The 17,403-nt window shown below is 58.6% G+C and carries 11 protein-coding genes; 6 read left to right on the top strand and 5 right to left on the bottom strand.

Going from position 1 to position 17,403, the window contains the following annotated elements:
• Positions 1-90: 90 nt before the first annotated feature.
• The 5 genes from ACSSNI_RS09360 (at position 91) to ACSSNI_RS09340 (ending at position 6,019) form a co-directional block, all read left to right on the top strand.
• Positions 91-1,365: a tyrosine-type recombinase/integrase gene (locus tag ACSSNI_RS09360; protein WP_448259169.1), complete on the top strand. Its 1,275-nt coding sequence runs from the start codon at positions 91-93 to the stop codon at positions 1,363-1,365.
• A gap of 321 nt (positions 1,366-1,686) precedes the next feature.
• Positions 1,687-2,067, top strand: a complete 381-nt coding sequence (locus ACSSNI_RS09355; protein ID WP_448259238.1) for a BRO-N domain-containing protein — start codon at positions 1,687-1,689, stop codon at positions 2,065-2,067.
• Between the two features lie 1,150 nt (positions 2,068-3,217).
• A complete protein-coding gene (locus ACSSNI_RS09350) occupies positions 3,218-3,967 on the top strand; it encodes a hypothetical protein (protein WP_448259168.1) in 750 nt (249 codons plus the stop codon).
• A 577-nt stretch (positions 3,968-4,544) separates the two neighbouring features.
• Positions 4,545-4,931: a hypothetical protein gene (locus tag ACSSNI_RS09345; RefSeq protein WP_248493228.1), complete on the top strand. Its 387-nt coding sequence runs from the start codon at positions 4,545-4,547 to the stop codon at positions 4,929-4,931.
• A 68-nt stretch (positions 4,932-4,999) separates the two neighbouring features.
• Entirely contained in the window at positions 5,000-6,019 is a 1,020-nt protein-coding gene (locus ACSSNI_RS09340; RefSeq protein ID WP_448259167.1) for a hypothetical protein, read from the top strand.
• A gap of 626 nt (positions 6,020-6,645) precedes the next feature.
• Here the strand turns inward: ACSSNI_RS09340 and ACSSNI_RS09335 are convergent.
• The 4 genes from ACSSNI_RS09335 to fadD2 all read right to left on the bottom strand — a co-directional run bounded on the left by ACSSNI_RS09335 (position 6,646) and on the right by fadD2 (position 13,960).
• Positions 6,646-8,250, bottom strand: a complete 1,605-nt coding sequence (locus ACSSNI_RS09335; RefSeq protein WP_200637535.1) for a M28 family metallopeptidase — start codon at positions 8,248-8,250, stop codon at positions 6,646-6,648.
• Between the two features lie 255 nt (positions 8,251-8,505).
• Positions 8,506-10,191, bottom strand: a complete 1,686-nt coding sequence (locus tag ACSSNI_RS09330; protein WP_200637532.1) for a methyl-accepting chemotaxis protein — start codon at positions 10,189-10,191, stop codon at positions 8,506-8,508.
• Positions 10,192-10,370: 179 nt separating this feature from the next.
• Positions 10,371-12,059 carry a long-chain-fatty-acid--CoA ligase FadD1 gene (gene fadD1 / locus ACSSNI_RS09325; protein WP_200637529.1) on the bottom strand — a complete coding sequence of 563 codons (1,689 nt, stop codon included), beginning with the start codon at positions 12,057-12,059 and terminating at the stop codon, positions 10,371-10,373.
• Positions 12,060-12,271: 212 nt separating this feature from the next.
• A complete protein-coding gene (gene fadD2 / locus ACSSNI_RS09320) occupies positions 12,272-13,960 on the bottom strand; it encodes a long-chain-fatty-acid--CoA ligase FadD2 (protein ID WP_200637527.1) in 1,689 nt (562 codons plus the stop codon).
• 269 nt (positions 13,961-14,229) lie between these two features.
• Between fadD2 and ACSSNI_RS09315 the strand changes: the two genes are divergently transcribed.
• Positions 14,230-14,700: a MaoC family dehydratase gene (locus tag ACSSNI_RS09315; RefSeq protein WP_102834960.1), complete on the top strand. Its 471-nt coding sequence runs from the start codon at positions 14,230-14,232 to the stop codon at positions 14,698-14,700.
• A gap of 128 nt (positions 14,701-14,828) precedes the next feature.
• Here the strand turns inward: ACSSNI_RS09315 and ACSSNI_RS09310 are convergent, their stop codons facing one another.
• Positions 14,829-16,817, bottom strand: coding sequence for a methyl-accepting chemotaxis protein (locus ACSSNI_RS09310; RefSeq protein WP_200637524.1), 1,989 nt, complete (start codon positions 16,815-16,817; stop codon positions 14,829-14,831).
• Between the last annotated feature and the right edge of the window lie 586 nt (positions 16,818-17,403).

Genomic DNA, 17,403 nt, shown 5'->3' with positions numbered 1-17,403 from the left:
CAAGGCGTTTATCAGCTGAGGGTCCGACCCAAGGGCTCCGTTGTGGCATCCTGCACAGTCTCTCTCCGCACCACTGACCGATCTACCGCAATGACCACCAGCAAGCAGCTCCAGACGGCTCTCAGAGCCTTCCACCTCGACAATCCTGACTCTACGTGGCCTGAAATACGCGATCACCTTCGGTCTATCGCAGAGGACCTGTTGGCGACTCCGACAGAGTGGGAACTGCTGGACGTAATGTGCATGAACTACTCGGACCTCAATGATGACTTGGGGTACATCGCATCGACTGCCGCTCTGACCGTTCCTCAGGCAAAAGGCGTGTCCATGGCAAGGCAGATTATGCTGGCAGCTGAGCGAAGGCTGGGAGGTGACCCAAGGCAGCTGGTAAGGCTTATAGATAAAATAGATAGGGATGCTGATCGTGATAGCCCCAAAGCATCATCTGCCTCCCTATCTGTAAGCCCACCTCAGGCCCTTCCTCCGGTTCGCTTTGAGTCTCTCGCTGAGTCCTACCGTAACGAGCACAAGGCGAACGTCAAAGAGAGCAGCATGAAGGAAATCGGCTATTGCCACGGGACCCTATCGGAGGCTCTTGGCGATTTGGACATGAGGACGCACACACGGGCCGACCTTATCGCCCTTCGGGATACGCTTTCAGAGTCCCGGCGTCCACTCAGCGTCAACAACCTGCTAACCAAGCTCGCTACGGTCCTCAGCTGGGCTGTGAGCAACGATCTGATTCCCAAGGCATACACCCAAAACCTCAAGTACAAGAAGGGCGCAGAGAGCACCAGAAAGGCGTTCACTCAGGAGCAGATAGCTACGCTGATGACCCACGTTAACGGCCTCCCCGCTGACTCTTGGAAGCGCTGGGCGCTGTCACTGGGAGTCATCACTGGGGCAAGGCTGAATGAATACGCCCAGTTGACCAAAGAGGACATACGCAAAGAGGGAGATATCTGGGTTATCGACATCAACGACAACAATGGAAAGGAACTCAAGACGGCACAGTCCAAGCGACTCGTTCCGTTGACCGATGGGGCCTATGGGTTCGACCTGAGGGCCTTCCTGCGCTTCGTGGAGGATGCCGAGGCGGATACCGTGCTGGGCGTGAACTACCGCCTTGCTGGTCGAGGGCTTAACTTCGCTCTACGGGACATCCTGAGCAACGATGATCCAGACCTGACCCTCCACTCGCTGAGGCACTCAATCACGTCCCTGCTGCAAGCTGAAGGGGTCCCAGTGGCATACGTACAGGCGATCCTTGGGCAATCTTCGGGCACCCTGGCTTTCGATACGTATGGCTCTGGGGTGCCGGTGGAGAAGCTGGCAGAGGTTCTGAGGGAGAAGCTGCCCCGATAAGCCGAGCGGCTGGCTTAGTGGACCCACCGTCCGTTATGCGCCTAACAGAAGATTGTTCCGCTAAGGTCCTCCGAGCGCAAGAGTGACGCTGGGGGCCTATGGAGATTCCGCAGACCCGTTCAAATAAGGACCACAAAGTGGCGGATCGAGCCACTTATGGATAAGTTATCCGGCTGTCTTCCTGACCGAGGCGCTGGTGGCGGCTGAGGACATCCACAATGCCTTCCAATTTGGGTCTCTACAAATTGTGGAAACGTGCTGAAGATACTGACCGATAAATCCTCGGTCAGTCTTAGGTACATGAATCCTGTACCTTGAAACCTGATCGGCCACCCCGAGCATGACCTCCTGTTCATCGCTACTCAGGTCGCCCGAGCGGCTGGCCTGAAGAACCCGAAGGATGCAACCCTGAAGCGCCGTATGCGGGACGCCTCCGGTTTCCACCGCCTTGGCGATCTTCTAATGGTATGCCCAAATCATACCTTAGAACCGTACAAGGTCCTGGCCATTCCCCGCTGGAAGGAAATGTGGTTCACCACGGAAAGTGCGACCTTTGAGATGCTCGCCCAGGGACACGCACCAGCTTCCCAGCCATTCCGCGATTGGGTCTTCAAGGAAGTCCTCCCGTCGATCCGCAAGACCGGCCAGTACAACGTCAATGAGTCCACCACGGAGACCGGCCAGCAGTTCGCCGGGGAATAATGTGGAGTAGTGCTTAGCTTGGAGTGATGTCGTATTGATACTATACGAAACCACTGGAGGAACCGTATGAAGATCAAAGCGCTATGCCTCATTACGCTGGTCACCGCTGTGGCTGGCTGTGCCTCGCATTCTCCTAATCTACAGGTGGGAAACGAGCTGACCTACACGAGCCTCAAGGAACATCGCGATGCCTTAAAGACGGTCAAAGTTTACGACTCCCTACCAAAAGGAGCTGAAATCCTTGGGGAAATCTCCGCGTCCCGCTGTCACCGAAACTCCCTACACGAACCCCCACGAGAGGAGTCCGTAGTAGCCGACCTACAGGTATCCGCTTACGTCAACGGGGCAGACGGAATCACAGGCGTGTCAATCAAGAAGGCATCCGCCTTGTCGAGTAACTGCTGGCATGTTCTGAATGGAACCGCCATAGCATTCACCCAGCCGAGCAACTGACAGTCCACAAAAACCCTCACTATAAGGAGAGACGATTGATTCCCTCCTTCCGCCAGTCCGCTGGCACCCATTCGACTTCCCTGCGGTTGCTCTTAAAGCAGCTCACCAGGGTGACCCTTTTGTTTCCACTGGAATGACCCGCCGCTGACTACAGCACAGGGACCCAGCCGTGGACCCGGTAGTCGAGCCGGGGTGAGCTATGAATAAGCCGAGTGTTCCTCGGTCGTCTCAGGGAGGTGGTGGCCCCTGATTCGTTCATAGACACAAGGGTGGCTGTTACTTAAAGATTCTAAAGGATCATCTTCTTATTACTCTTTTAATAATCTTTAAACTTTAGGTTTTCTCTGGGTCCTTAGGTTTCCCTCTCGGAGAACCATGGTTGTCTTCAAGTTTGGGACAGGTCTTGCCAGACCATGATCCTGATCCTTTGAGGGCAACCTAATGTCCTTGAGTCTGGCTCTCGGTCAACCAGTGCAAAACCTGCAAAGGTCCACCTCAGTTAAAAACCCTCACTAATAGGACTACCCCTCGGTTGTCCCTCATCGCCCGTCGCTGGGCACAAACGCCAGTTCCCTCTGGCAATCCCAATCCAGTCTTTCTGATAGCGCCTTTCATGCCACGCCGGTTCCCTTGTCTGGGGTCTGGATGACCGGCTGTGGGTGCGACCTGAAGGGCGCTACCAAAAGGAAAACAGACAATGAACATCAACGAACAGAAAACCGAGCTGCTGCCTATCGTTATCGAAGGGCAGACCTTCGAGCCGAACGCTGAGGGCCTGTGGTCGCTGACTGAGGTCAACAAAACGCTGCCCGATTTGACCAAACCTCCGGCCCAGTGGCGGGGACGTGAGCGGGACTACTTCGAGCGGTGTGCAGATTTGCATACCGTCAATGGTGACAATGGCGGCACATGGGCAACTGAGCGGGCGACCATCGCCTATGCCATGGCTTGCTCCCTCGACTTCTATGTCTTGGTAGTCGATGCCTTCGTGACCATGCGGAACGACGCCATTCTGTCCGCCCGTATGTCTTCCTTGGCATTGGCCGAAACGGGCAAGCTCCTGGCTGACAACATGCCCAAGGCCACCGCTCTGATGCTTAAGGCCAAGGGTCATGGAATCTCGTGGTCCGACGCTTGTCGAGCCGCGCGGGTCGATAGGCCTTTACTGGCTAAGCGTTACCTGCTGGCCCAGGGTAAATTCCAGAGCGTCTTCGATCATGATAAAGGCGATCATGTCCTTCAGCCGGTAGCCAGAGCGTTCACCCTTGGCTTCTTCAAGCGCCACGTGGGGGTCTTCGGGAACGCCGATGGCTGGAGAGTTACTGACAAGGGCGTGGTCTGGCTGGAAGGTCGAGCCAATGCGATTAATGAGTGGGCCCTTGAGCGTGACCGCAAGAAGTCCCAGGCTCGCCGTGAGGCCCCCAAGGCCCCCAAGGTGACCATCTAATGCGATATCGACTGATCCCAGGCCCAGGATGTCCTCAGGTCCTTTGTGACCAGCTCAACGATGCTCTGGGAACCCCAAGCGCGCGCCGTGTCTACCATGCGGCCAGGAGCGCCTATAGGCCCCATACGGACCACACCCTGGCGTCCTTCCAGGCTCACTTCCAGGAAACGCTCAGGCTCCCCTTGGGAGAGCTGGACGGCATCCTTGATCGGGCCGCTATGACGTTTCAGGAAGCAATGCTGCTGCCTATCAGGTTCGACCTGAGGGCACGCTGAGAGCACGCCTGTAGGGCTCCCAGGGAGTCGCTGGGTTTCGTCTTTAAGGTTTCATCATCCGTTATCGACAACCGCCAGCCACTGGCACTCCAGCGACTCACCTGGGAGCCTTACAAGCTCACTCTGCGACACCTTCACTTCCCCACCTGAAGTCCCCAAAACGCCCATCCCACGGGCGACACACTGAAACCAAGAATCCATAGAGCAAACCCTCAGGGTCGGCGTGTTTACGTCTCCTTGCGTCTTGTCGCGCCTGCCGTGCGGACTGGGGGTTTGCTCTATGGGATAGGAGACCTACCCAAATGAAAATTACCGTTAGCAACGTAACTCCCGAGACCGTAAGCATCCACGGCCAAACCCTGGCCCGAGAGTATGCCGAGCTGGTCCTCCTGCCTCTGTTGGTCGCGGCTGAAGGCCAGAACCATCCGGCAATCGTAAAGGTAGCCGAGGCGTTCGCTACCGCTGGGCTGAGCCTTGAGGGCTCCCCTGAGGCATCCCGACTCTATCGGAGCCACCAGCACCAGCAGCGAGTCGAGCAGGAGCGCCTGAAGGCTGAAGCCCAGGAACATGCCCGCCGTTGCCACGTCCCGACGCCCCAAGAGATTGCCCAGCAGATCGCTGAGCGTGAGCGCAAGGCCCGAGAGATTCGTGAGCATGGCGAACGCCTGCGTGCTGCCCGTGGACGTTAACGCTATGGACCTTCTGGTCTTCGTCCTGATTACCACTCGCCAATACTTTTTCTAAGGAGTTACCAACAATGAAACCTTTTCAGTACAAGAGACCCGATAGCGTCTACTCCCAGACCGTCACCACTGCCCACGGCTCAACGGCCACCCAGGCAACCTTCCACACCTCCGACATCCGAGCGGATCACATGGCTGCTACGGACCCTCTGGTCTATGCCCAGGCCATGTATGAGGCTGCTGATGACCACCTCAACGGTGACGAGTGGCGCGACAACATGAACACGGCGTTTCCTTCCGAGGTTCGCCCCTACGGCTCCCTGCCGACCGCTCCCCAGGTCGCCCTAATGGCTGACCGCTCCGTGACCTTTGATCCTCGCCAGACCTACGATGGACGCACCATGACTCACGGCGAAGCCAAAGCAGGCTCGCTTGTCTCGATGGAGGCCCCAGAGGTCGGCATTCTGGTATCGGGTCGTGTGTCGATCTTCGACCATACCGTCCAGTTCGGCTTCACTGAGCGCAGCATGGAGCAGACCGGTGTGAAGCTGCTGGATGACCTTGAGCTAACCCTGGCCGGTAAGATTGCCCAGAGCCTTGAGGGTCAACCTTCGGTCACCACGGCTTACGTTGGCGCCCTCAGCGGTAGCCCTGCTGCCCAGGCAGAGGACCTGCTGGACATCTTGGCGGTTAACCTCGACACCTTCTGGGGCCGTGATGTCTCCGAGTTCGGCGTCCTGATCCCCGTTGCCCTCCGTCCGACCCTCAACCGTGCCGCTCAACGGGCTGGCCTTGAGGACATCGACGAGCTGGTAGGGACCCGCGTTCAGGTCTACAGCGGTCCAGACCGAGGCATCTTTCTGGTGCCCAAGGCGTTCGCCCTGTTGTCGTTCCGTGAAGACCAGAACGGCGATGTCTGGCGGGTGGAACTGAGCCGTAACGCTTCGACCCAGAGCTGGGACCTTGAGGTCTCCGCTGTGGTGGACGTGATGGCCACTGCGATGGTTGAGGTGAAACTGGGTGGTTCCGAGTGGGAAACCGCGCCGGTAGCCCTGCCGATCATCAAGCAACTGGTCCTCTCAGAGCAGCCGTAAGGCCCTGGGAGATACACCAGAGGACGGGCGGTGGCCAGTAAGCTGGCGTGGTTGTGATAACCATCCCCCTTCCAATCCAAAGGAATGAGCCCTGGGTAAACCTGGGGCCGTCCTGTGCCGTCAACTGGCTGTCACTGGGTCTCCTTGAGATTCGGTTTAAAGCTCCTCGACCTGAATGGGTCTTGGGGCTTCTTTTTGAAATACCCGACTAAATCAGTAGGAGACTCGCATGGGTAAGCTACAGGCTGCTTATTGGCTGCTGGTGGTTGCGCCTTGGGTCGTCTCGCTGGTCGCTCGGTCTGCGTTGAGAATCTGGGAGAAAAATCTGAGACGTCATATCAATAAAGAAGACCAGCCAAATTCCCCCGTGCCGCCCTCGGTCCCCTTGGATCGCTGAGGCTCACAAGCAGCTGATGCAGGAGCAAAACAGAGGGAAAACAGGCGGACTCTTGGGGTCACAAGCGGGTCACAACCGAGTCACAAGCTGCCTTGACGAAGCCCGGAAACCCAGCAATCATGGGCCTTCCACCGCTCTCCTAACAAATGTCGCAGATTTGCCCGACTGCCCGTAAGGAAAGGGATTGGCGGAAGGACCGCGCCGGCGAACCGGCGCGGTGTTCAGACGATCAACGGATCCAATGACCCCAACGAGACTTCTCCTGCACCTGCTGGATGCGCATGGCGCCGATGCTCTGCTCGGCCGCCGCCGCTATCTCGTCGTCGATCATCTTGGTCGACAGGGACAGCCAGCTGGTCGCGAAGGCCAAAGCATCGCCGTGCAGCTCCAGCGCCTCGGTCGAGAGGTTGCTGAGGTCGTCGCATTCGTTGTGGTAACACGGATCGTACGCTTGTCCGGCCGCACCTCCGTAACGCTGCGCCTGCTCCTCGGTCTTGATGTCTTCAGCGCCGGTAAACAGCCCGCCAAAGGCGATACCGTCTTCGAAGAACTGCGCATAGTCGGAGCGGAAGTCGATCTCGGTGCCTTCGGATGGCGCGTTGCGCAACTGGAAGTAGGAGCGGAACAGACGCTCGATGGCTCCCGAGCCAGGAGGACCTTGCAGGCCAAAGTCAGAGCCATCGCCGTCATAGATGAAGTTCGCGTAATTCGGCGAGCCGATCATGTCGACGTTCAGATAGGCCTTGATCTGCTCCTTCTCCTCCTCCGGCAATTGGTTGACGTAGTAAGTCGAGCCGACCAGCCCCGACTCCTCAGCACCCCACCAGGCGAAGCGCACCTTGTTCAGCGGATAGGCCCTGCTCATCAGCGTTGCCATTTCCAGTAGCGCGGCACTGCCGGAGCCGTTGTCGTTGATCCCTGGCCCTTCGAACACCGAATCCAGATGCGCACCGACCATCACGACATTGTCAGGATCGCCCCGCCGGGTCTCGGCCAGCACGTTGTAGGTTTCGGTCCGCTCGCGGACCACGTCGACGTTCATGCTCAGCTGCAACCCATCGGTCTCAGCCCAGGTCACGCCATTTTCATAGGTGGAGAACAGCACCGGGATGCCACCCTCATAGTCCTCACCCAGTGTGGCAACCAAAAGCCCCTTGCGGTCCTCGGTATCGCCCTGATTGAAGATGATCGCACCCGCTGCCCCGGCCGAAGCGGCATTGGTTGCCTTCTGGCCGAACGCGCAAGCGCCGCGTTGCATCAGTGCAATGGCGCCAGCTGGGAAGCCTGCAAAGTCTTCCGGTTCACATCCGCTGGTAGAGGTATTACCGAGGCCGAGGGAGAGGTCCACCGGAACGACCGGCGCGGTTACGGTCCCGGGGTCGGTCTGATCGGCATAGGTGAAGTCTTCCTCCCAGGTGTACTGCACAGCCTGCGGCGCGACCGCAGCGAGTGAACCTGGCCCCTCGGGGTAGAACGCGAGGAAGGGGAAGGTCTGCACCCGTACCCGGTAACCGGCGCGCTCGAGCGTGGTGCGTACGTAATCGACCGATGCCTGATAACCAGGCTGACCGGACGCGCGATTGCCATTGTTCAGGGAGGCGATGTCCTGCAGCTGCTGCAGGTGCGTCATGACGTTACTCGCCTGCATACAGCGAGGCAGCCCGAGCGGCGTACCTACCAGCAGCGGCGAGCGGCAGACCCGTGAGTCGGGCTTGCCAGGGCTCCAGTAATCATCGAACGCAGCGATGTCCGAGGTGGGCGCGGCGAGTGCTGCGGTGGAAGCCAGTAAAGCGAAAGAAGCAACTACCCGACGTGCATTGTTTTTCTTTTGCATGGGTAACTCATCCTTGCAACGAGATTGATGGGCAGGCCGCAAAATGGCATGCGCCATCGTCCCCTACGGCATTAAGTGGACGCGGCCATAGGGGACTAGACCGGGACGCTTATGTCCCGGTTCTTACTCTCGCGCCGGACGGCGCTACCTTCTGTCGCCTCGCTTGAACCTGTCTCGTCTGGGCCATGCGCAGGCCATACCTACGCGTGTGGAGTGCAGCAGCGCAGCCGGCGCGGAATCATTTGCCTGCTGCGCTTAAACTCGGAACTGTCCAACCAGTCCCTGCAGGCGTCCGCCAAGACCATCGAGCTCCCGTGCGGTCTGAGCACCTTCGGCCGCATCGCTGGCCACACCGTCCACCGCATCGGCGATGTGGTGGACGCTGCGGTTGATCTCTTCAGCCACCGCGGTCTGTTCTTCAGCCGCGCTGGCGATCTGGGCGTTCATCGAGTTGATGGTGCCGATCAGCGCGGCGATGGCATCCAGTGATTCGCCGGCTTGGTTGGCTTGCGCCTGCGTTGCCTCGCCCTTCTCACTGGCGCGTCGCATGGTGCCTACGGTGTGCGAAGTTGCGCTCTGCAGACGGTCGATCATGCTCTGGATTTCACCGGTGCTCTGCTGGGTGCGGCTGGCGAGGGCCCGCACTTCGTCTGCAACCACGGCAAAACCTCGACCGGCTTCCCCGGCGCGGGCCGCTTCGATCGCCGCGTTCAGCGCAAGCAGGTTGGTTTGCTCGGCAATCGCACGAATTACATCCAGCACACCGACGATGCCCTCTACGTCCTGCTGGAGCCCCTCCAATGAAGAACCACTGTCCCGCAGCTCGCCCACCAGCTCGTGAATCTGTTCAATGCTGCGGTCGACCACCTGCTTGGCGGCCAGGCCTTGCTGGTCGGTCTCCTGCGCGGCTTCTGCCGCTCGCTGCGCGCTCATCGCTACTTCGTGTGCAGCAGCCGACAGTTCGTTGATCGCCGTGGCTACCTGATCGGTCTCATGTCGCTGGTCTGCCATCGCTTGTTCCGAGCGCTGCGCCTGGCTGGCCACCGCGCCGACCAGCCCGGTCAGCTGAGTCGTGGTGTCCGCAACTTGCTGAACCAGCGTATGGATTTTCTCAACGAAACGATTGAAGGACCCGGCCAGCTCGCCCAGCTCGTCACGACTCGTGATGGGCAAGCGATGGGTTAGATCGCCGTCTCCGGCGGCCATATCATCCAGATTGCGCTTGACCAACAGCAGAGGTCTCAAAATGGCATTGCTTAGGAACAGCGCCAGCCCGGCAATCAACACCAGCAGTGCGGCAGCTGAGCCCAGCATGATGGTCGTCATGCGATCAATGCGTTGTTGGAAAGCCATGCGCGCCGCCTGCACGTCCCGCTCGACACCATCGAGGTTCAACGAGGTCCCGAACGCCAGGTTCCATTTCGGCAGGTATTCGGCATAGCCGATCTTTGGCACCACGGCCTTGCTATCTGGCATCTCAAAGCTGTAGTCGACGAAATGAGAGCCATCCTGAGCAGCCTTGACCAGCTCGCGAATCGCAAAGACGCCGTTGGGGTCCTTGTAACCAGCAAAGCTCTGACCGATCTTTTCGCGAGTATCGCCTTGGAAAACCCTCACTGACTGATCGTCATAGCCCCAGAAATAGCCCTCGGTGCCATATGAAAGTCGTTCGAGAAGCCTGACTGCTTCGGCTCTCGCCGCCATGTCCCCGTCGGCAGATCGGTCGTAGAGCGCACCAATGGCGTTGCGCGCCACTTCGACATAATGCTTGAGTTCGGCGCGGCGATCTCGCGTCAGGCTTTCACGGACGTTGTTCTCCTGCTGCCGTGCCAGGTCGCGTAATTCGTAGACGGCGATGCCGCTTAGCATCACGGCCAGCACCAGTGTCGGCACAACCCCCAACAGCAGCAGCTTTACTCGTAATCGAAGATTGGCAATCATGCGCTTTGACCCCACTTTTCACATGGATTAATACCGTCATTGTGACAAGGACTAAGCAAGGCAGACAGCAGCCAAAGGTCGCATGTAAATGAGTTAACAAACCCGTTTGTTACGTTGACGGTGGCTGTGTAGAAACGCAAAAGCCCCGCCAGAGCGGGGCTTTTGTGTACCAGTAACGGTTATTTCTTTCCGAGTTTTCTGAGCTCTTCGTCACGAAGTTCTCGGCGCAGGATCTTGCCAACATTGGTAGTCGGCAGACTGTCACGGAACTCGACGGTCTTGGGTCGTTTGTAACCGGTGACGTTGTCGTGCATGTGCTGCATGACCTGTTCCTTGGTCAGGCTTTCGCCCGGCTTGACCACAACAAACAGCTTGATCGCCTCGCCCGATTTCTCATCCGGCACCCCGATGGCCGCGCACTGCAGCACGCCTGGCAGGGTTGCGAGCACGTCTTCAAGTTCATTGGGATAGACGTTGAAACCGGAGACCAGAATCATGTCCTTCTTGCGATCGACGATGCGCATGTAGCCGTCGTCCTGGATGATGCCGATGTCGCCGGTCTTCAACCAACCCTCAGCGTCCAAGATTTCATCGGTGGCTTCCTGGCGCTGCCAGTAGCCCTTCATGACCTGAGGACCTTTGACGCAGAGCTCGCCGATAGCGCCCATGGGCAGGTCGTTGCCCTCGTCGTCGATGACTTTGCACAACGTCGACGGCATTGGAATGCCGATGGTGCCGATCTGGATGCCACCGAACGGGTTAACCGAGACCACTGGGCTGGTTTCGGTCATACCGAAACCTTCACAGATTTCACACCCGGTGACCTGCTGCCAACGCTCGGCCGCCGCTAATTGCAGTGCCATACCGCCGGAGAAGGTAGCTTTCAGCGAAGAGAAATCAAGCTTGCGGAAGTCTTCGTTGTTGCACAGGGCGACAAACAAGGTGTTCAGTCCGACGAAACCGGTGAAACGGTATTTGCCCAGGTCCTTGACGAACGTCGGCAGGTCGCGCGGGTTGGTGATCAGCACGTTGTGTGCACCGATCAGCATCATGGTCATGCAGTGAAAGGTAAACGCATAGATGTGGTAAAGCGGCAGCGGCGCGACCATCGTTTCGCAGCCATTGCCCAGCTCCGAGCCCATCAGGGCGCGACACTGCAGCATGTTGGCGACAATGTTGCGGTGGGTCAGCATCGCACCCTTGGCCACGCCTGTAGTACCGCCGGTATATTGCAGAACCGCCACTTCATCACTGACCGGATTGGCTTCGCGCGCCACCTTGCCACGGCCCAGCGACATGGCGTCGGTAAACTTGACCGCTTTCGGCAAGTTGTAAGCCGGCACCATTTTCTTCACATGCTTTACCACGGCGTTAACCAGCATGCGCTTGACGGTTGGCAGCATATCGCCAACCTCAGTCACTACGACGTGCCGGATGCCTGTCTTCGGCAGCACTTCTTCCGCCAGGTGAGCCATATTGGCCAGGCAGACCAACCCCTTGGCGCCGGAGTCGTTGAACTGGTGCTCCATCTCGCGCGACGTGTAGAGCGGGTTGGTATTGACCACCACAAGCCCAGCGCGCATGGCGCCAAACACGACGATAGGATACTGAATGACGTTGGGCAGCTGGACCGCGATGCGATCACCTGGCTGCAGATTGGTGTTCTGCTGAAGATAGGCAGCAAACTCACCGGACAGTTTGTACAGCTCACCGTAGGTCAGGGTCTTGCCGAGATTACTGAAGGCAGGCTTGTCTGCGAATTGCTCACAGGACTGTTTGAGCACAGCCTGAATGTTCTGGTACTCATCGGGATTGATCTCACTGTTGACCCCGACAGGATACTTATCCTTCCAGAAGTTATCGGTCATGTAACCCCACTCCTAAGCGACAGCTTTACTGCATATAGCAGCTGTTTTGTTGTGTTTTGTTAATTTTTGTACGGAACTTCCGGCCAAAAAGTGGATTCGAGGTTAGCAGTTTTGGAACTGGCCGAACAGTGTCCAGCCAGTGCAAAAAGGGCACAAAGTGACCGATCAGGATTTACCGGTCACTTCGAGAGCAATCTCAGGTATCGCTGAGATCAGGCCTGATCGCGCAATTCCCGGCGCAGAATCTTGCCCACCGGAGTCATTGGCAGCGAGTCGCGGAATACTATTTGGCGAGGCACCTTGTATCCCGTGAAGTTCTCTCTGCAGTAAGCCTTCAACTCATCGACGGTCAGGCTGGCATCGCTGCGCACGGCGAACAGTTTCACGGCTTCGCCGGACTTTTCATCAGGCACGCCGATCACTGCGCAGGCAGCCACCTTCGGATGCGCCATGACCACATCTTCGATCTCGTTGGGGTAGACATTGAAGCCGGACACGATGATCAGGTCCTTCTTGCGATCGACGATGCGAACAAAACCATCCTCATCGATTACCGCGACATCGCCGGTTTTGAGCCAGCCCTCGGCATCCAGCACTTCGGCCGTGGCGTCGGGACGCTGCCAGTAGCCCTTCATGACCTGAGGACCTTTGACGCACAACTCACCGCGTTCACCGAGAGGGAGTTCGCTGCCGTCATCGTCGATCACTTTCAACGTCGTGCCCGGTACCGGCAGGCCAACGGTCCCCAGACGTGAACCGTCGCCGTGGGGATTGGCGCAGACCACGGGTGAGGTTTCGGTCAAGCCATAGCCTTCAGTCACAGTGACGCCAGTCATGCTTTTCCAGCGCTCGGCCACCGCGGAAACCAGCGCCGTACCACCTGAGTTGGTGCCCTTCAGCGAGGTGAAATTGATTTTCTTGAATTCGGGGTGCGACATGAGCGCGACGAACAGCGTGTTCAGGCCGAGGAAAGCGGTGAACTGCCACTTCTGCAGTTCCTTGACGAAGCCATCGATGTCGCGAGGGTTGGTGATCAACACGTTATGGTTGCCGGTCACCATCATGCACATGCAGTTAACTGTGAAGGCATAGATGTGATACAGCGGCAGCGGCGCGATCATGATCTCCTGCCCTTCCTTGATGATCGTGTGCCCCTGCTCGTCCAGCTGCTGCATGTTGGCGTGGACCTGCTGCATATTGGCGACCAGGTTGCCATGAGTCAGCATGGCGCCTTTAGCCACGCCAGTCGTCCCGCCGGTGTATTGCAGGACCGCAACATCGTCCAGCGTCAGCGACACCGGCTTGAGCCCGTGTCGAGCGCCATCACGCAGCACGTGCTTGAACGACACGGACTGGGGCAGGCTGTACGCCGGCACCATCTTTTTCACATGCTTGACCGCGGCGTTGACCAGCAGCCCCTTGAGCGACGGCAACATGTCGCCGATACGCGCCTCGATGAGGACCTTGATACCCGTATCGGGTACGACCTCCTGTACCAGCTTGCCGAAGGTATTCAGGTATACCAGCGCCCGTGCACCGGAATCCTTGAACTGGTGGCGCATCTCCCGCGCGGTGTACAGCGGGTTGGTGTTGACCACGATCAGCCCGGCACGCAGGGCACCGAAGACAGCAATAGGGTATTGCAGCAGGTTGGGCATCTGTACCGCGATGCGATCGCCGGGTTGCAGGTCAGTGTGGTTCTGCAGCCAGGCCGCGAAAGCCGCCGAGTACCGCTCCAGGTCCGCATAGGTCAGCGTCACCCCCATGTTGCTGAATGCGGGACGGTCTGCGTGTGTCTTGCAGGAGCGCTCGAATACTTCCACAACCGAGCGAAAACCGCCCATATCCACGTTGTTCGGCACACCGGCGGGGCGTTTGTCATTCCAGAAGTCAGGTTGCATTGTTATTGGCCTCTATACCTGAGAGTGTCTGACCCACTCGCGGCGGGCTGTGGCGAACTTAACAGCTCCGCTGTCCGGTGCAATAGCGAGGCGGGTGTAATCAGTGATGTGAATCTCCGGCCACTGCTCCAGACCACCAGACACGGGACAACCCCATCGCAGAGCTCTAGAATGCAGCCACTCGGGCGCCTTCTACGGAGCGCCTTTCGCTCCGACGGATCCTATTGCGGCGGGTTCTGTCGTTTATATCCGCATTCAGAGGTCTACGCATGAGTACGCTGAGCAACACTCCCTACGCTGATCTGGAAGTTGGCCAAAAGGCCTCCTATAGCAAGACCGTGGAAGAACGTGACATTCAACTGTTCGCCGCCATGTCGGGGGACCACAACCCGGTTCACCTGGACGCTGAATTTGCCGCTTCGACAATCTTCCGTGAGCGCATCGCCCATGGCATGTTTAGTGGCGCCTTGATCAGCGCAGCCGTGGCATGCGAGCTGCCTGGGCCGGGCACCATCTATCTCGGGCAGACGATGCGCTTCGCTCTGCCGGTCAAGCTTGGCGACACCTTGACTGTGCGTTTGGAAATTCTCGAAAAGCTGCCCAAGTTTCGCGTTCGCATCGCCACCCAGGTGTTCAACCAGCGCGACGAGATGGTCGTGGACGGCGAGGCCGAAATTCTTGCCCCACGCAAGGCACAGACCGTCGAGATCAAAGCCCTGCCACCGGTCACCATCGGCTAAGAACGAAGCGATGCGGGCCCGGACCAATACCACCCCTGCATCACCAGATGCTGTCACCGTGATCGGGCGGTGACAGATAGCCAGTCGGTAACTGTTCCGGCATGGAAGCCTCTTAGGCCGCCACCAGATCACTTCATTTTGAACTGCCCGATCAGCCCGTGCAGCTCTCGCGTCATGTTGACGACCTCCCCGCTCACAGCCACGGTGTGGCTGGCTTCGGTCGCATTGGCTTCACTCAAACTCTTGATAGCCAGTGTGTTGCGTTCGACGTTCTCTACAACGATCGCTTGCTGTTCCGCCGCAGAGGCGATCTGAGTGTTGTGATCGATGATAAGCCCCATGCTTTCGGTGATGCCCTCAAAGATCGCCGCGGTGCGGGTCACTTCTTCCACAGTTTCGGACGCATTGCAGTGGCTGGCCTGGATGATGCGCACGGCATCGCTAACCTGCTGCTGCAAGCGACCGATGGTGGCGTAGATTTCGCCGGTCAGGGCGTGGGAGCGCTGCGCCAGGCTTCGCACCTCATCGGCCACCACAGCGAAGCCACGCCCTTGATCGCCGGCTCTGGCCGCCTCGATGGCAGCGTTCAACGCCAACAGATTGGTCTGCTCGGCGATGGTCTTGATGACGTCGACAGCTTTGGCGATCTCGCTGCTCTCCTGTTCGACTGAGGTGATCGCCACGAGCGACTGATCCATCTCGCCGAACAGTCGATTGATTTGAAGGACTGCGAGCTCGATCTGCACTTGCCCGTCACGGCACTGGTCGCCAGCCCGATTCGCTTTTTCTGCTGTAGTCAGCGAATTGCTGCTGACCTCCTGGACGCTGCTGACGAGCTCGCTGATGGCGCTGGCCATCAGCTCGAGCTCGGCTGCCTGGTGGGCGATGGCCTGCTGGCTGTCGATCGCACTGGTATTCAAGCGCTCGGCCTTGCCGGTGGTCGACGCAGAGAACCGCGCCACTTCACTGATCAGCTCGCGAATGCGGGTCTGCATGCGATTGAAGTCTTGCGCCAGGTCGCCCAGCTCATCGCGGGCGCGAGTCTGGATGTCATGCCTCAGGTCACCCTCGGAAAGCTGCCGTGTGCCATCACCAATGACTTTGATGGCACCACGCACCGACAGATAAAAACCCGCAAACAGATAAAGAGTGAAAAGCACCACCACTAGCAACGCCGCTGCCCAGCTGTACAGGCTGGTACGCTCGTTCGCCAGATGCTCGGCGACTTGCTGGCGCACCGTGCTGAACAGGCTGAGCGAAGCTTGATCAAGCAATCTGGCGACGTCATCGTAGCGGGCGAAATCATCTGCCCACAGCTGCACGCTGTCGCTGCCGAAGAAGCGCGAACGGGTATAAGGCTCGGTGACCGCTGCATAGGTCTGCGCCAGCGTTTCCGACGCCACAGCCACTTGCTGCGCGACCGCTCCGGGACCAGGCTCGGCGACCGCCATGGCTGCGATTTCGCTGCCAAGGTTGATCACGGACGGCCGGGTTGCCGACTCCAGGTAGCCGTAAGCCTTCAAGTAGGCGCTGTAAGCGCCGGCCTGGGCCAGCTTTTGGTGAAGCGGGAGGATGCGATTGAGCAGGCGGTCCATTTCGCTGAACACCAGCGGATCCTGATCCTGTGCCAGGTGTGCACGGGCGGCAATCGCTTTCATCGCCTCGACATGCCCGAGCACTGGCGCGCCGTGATACATGAACAAGGTGTCAACTGCCGTACCGCGTTCAAACTTCATCTCCTCAGCTCTGGCGGTAGGATGCGCTGCCAGCTCGCTAAAGCCATTGGCGCTCAGCCAGCGATTGAACTCGCTTGCCTGAGCTTCATAGATTCGGCCCTGCTGAGCTATTGCCTCGTTGACGTCAGGCTTGTCGCGCGCCTGGCGGACCACCTGTAGAGCAGCCACGCGCCAGGCCGCCTGCTGGACAGTCAAATAGCGCTCAAGCGCCTCGAGCCCGACCTGCTCGTGCTCAAGCGCATCGATAGAGCGATAGATCGCGGACAGCTTGTCGCTGGATAACCAACAGTACGGCAGCATGAACACAGCCAGGATGATGATGAATTTCTGGGCATAACGTGCCCTAGACATCAGAGACAGAACCGGGGCGAAAAAAGACATGGGATTCCTCTGCATACCGCCGGCTGCAGGAAGCCGGCGTTCCAGCGCCCAGGGAGGGACGCGCTTACGAGGCTGGTTGCAACATCCTTGCCCACAACGCCGACGACCGTGCTTTTCCTGACTGACTGGCCAGCATGTATACCGGCCAACCCAAACGCCCGAGGCAATAGCAGTGAGCCATCAAAAATCTGCCACGCCTGCTGTGACTTTTCGCTTAGAGGTTTTATTCAGCAAGCAGCGCTCTAAAACGGGGCTCCCCCGCGAACTGTGCACCACGATGAATGCATCGACTGGCATTCCAGCCGTTGCGCCGCGCCACTGCCTGATAAGCAAGAGAGATTGAAGGGGTAACTGTTTACCTGCATCCCGATGCGTATGCACCGCCCGCAGCCGGCAGCAACCCGAAGGGGCGGGAAGACAAATCAACTTGGGGATACGCGCTGCGCGCCTCGCCCCCCCTCGGCCGAATCGAGAAACAGCGGTGTTTCGTGGTTGCAGCGAATTACAGAATCGAGTAGGAGGCGGATTCACATCCGCCGTCCTCTCACACCACCGTACGTACGGTTCCGTATACGGCGGTTCAGGT

This window comes from Stutzerimonas tianxiuensis (assembly GCF_053470365.1).
This window is presented reverse-complemented; position numbering and strand designations above follow the sequence as displayed.

Bases quoted from the DNA above. Each gene is read 5' to 3' on its own strand.
- ACSSNI_RS09360 (WP_448259169.1), top strand. From the start codon at position 91: ATGACCACCAGCAAGCAGCTCCAGACGGCTCTCAGAGCCTTCCACCTC.
- ACSSNI_RS09350 (WP_448259168.1), top strand. From the start codon at position 3,218: ATGAACATCAACGAACAGAAAACCGAGCTGCTGCCTATCGTTATCGAA.
- ACSSNI_RS09345 (WP_248493228.1), top strand. From the start codon at position 4,545: ATGAAAATTACCGTTAGCAACGTAACTCCCGAGACCGTAAGCATCCAC.
- ACSSNI_RS09340 (WP_448259167.1), top strand. From the start codon at position 5,000: ATGAAACCTTTTCAGTACAAGAGACCCGATAGCGTCTACTCCCAGACC.
- ACSSNI_RS09335 (WP_200637535.1), bottom strand. From the start codon at position 8,250: ATGCAAAAGAAAAACAATGCACGTCGGGTAGTTGCTTCTTTCGCTTTA.
- ACSSNI_RS09330 (WP_200637532.1), bottom strand. From the start codon at position 10,191: ATGATTGCCAATCTTCGATTACGAGTAAAGCTGCTGCTGTTGGGGGTT.
- fadD1 (WP_200637529.1), bottom strand. From the start codon at position 12,059: ATGACCGATAACTTCTGGAAGGATAAGTATCCTGTCGGGGTCAACAGT.
- fadD2 (WP_200637527.1), bottom strand. From the start codon at position 13,960: ATGCAACCTGACTTCTGGAATGACAAACGCCCCGCCGGTGTGCCGAAC.
- ACSSNI_RS09315 (WP_102834960.1), top strand. From the start codon at position 14,230: ATGAGTACGCTGAGCAACACTCCCTACGCTGATCTGGAAGTTGGCCAA.
- ACSSNI_RS09310 (WP_200637524.1), bottom strand. From the start codon at position 16,817: ATGTCTTTTTTCGCCCCGGTTCTGTCTCTGATGTCTAGGGCACGTTAT.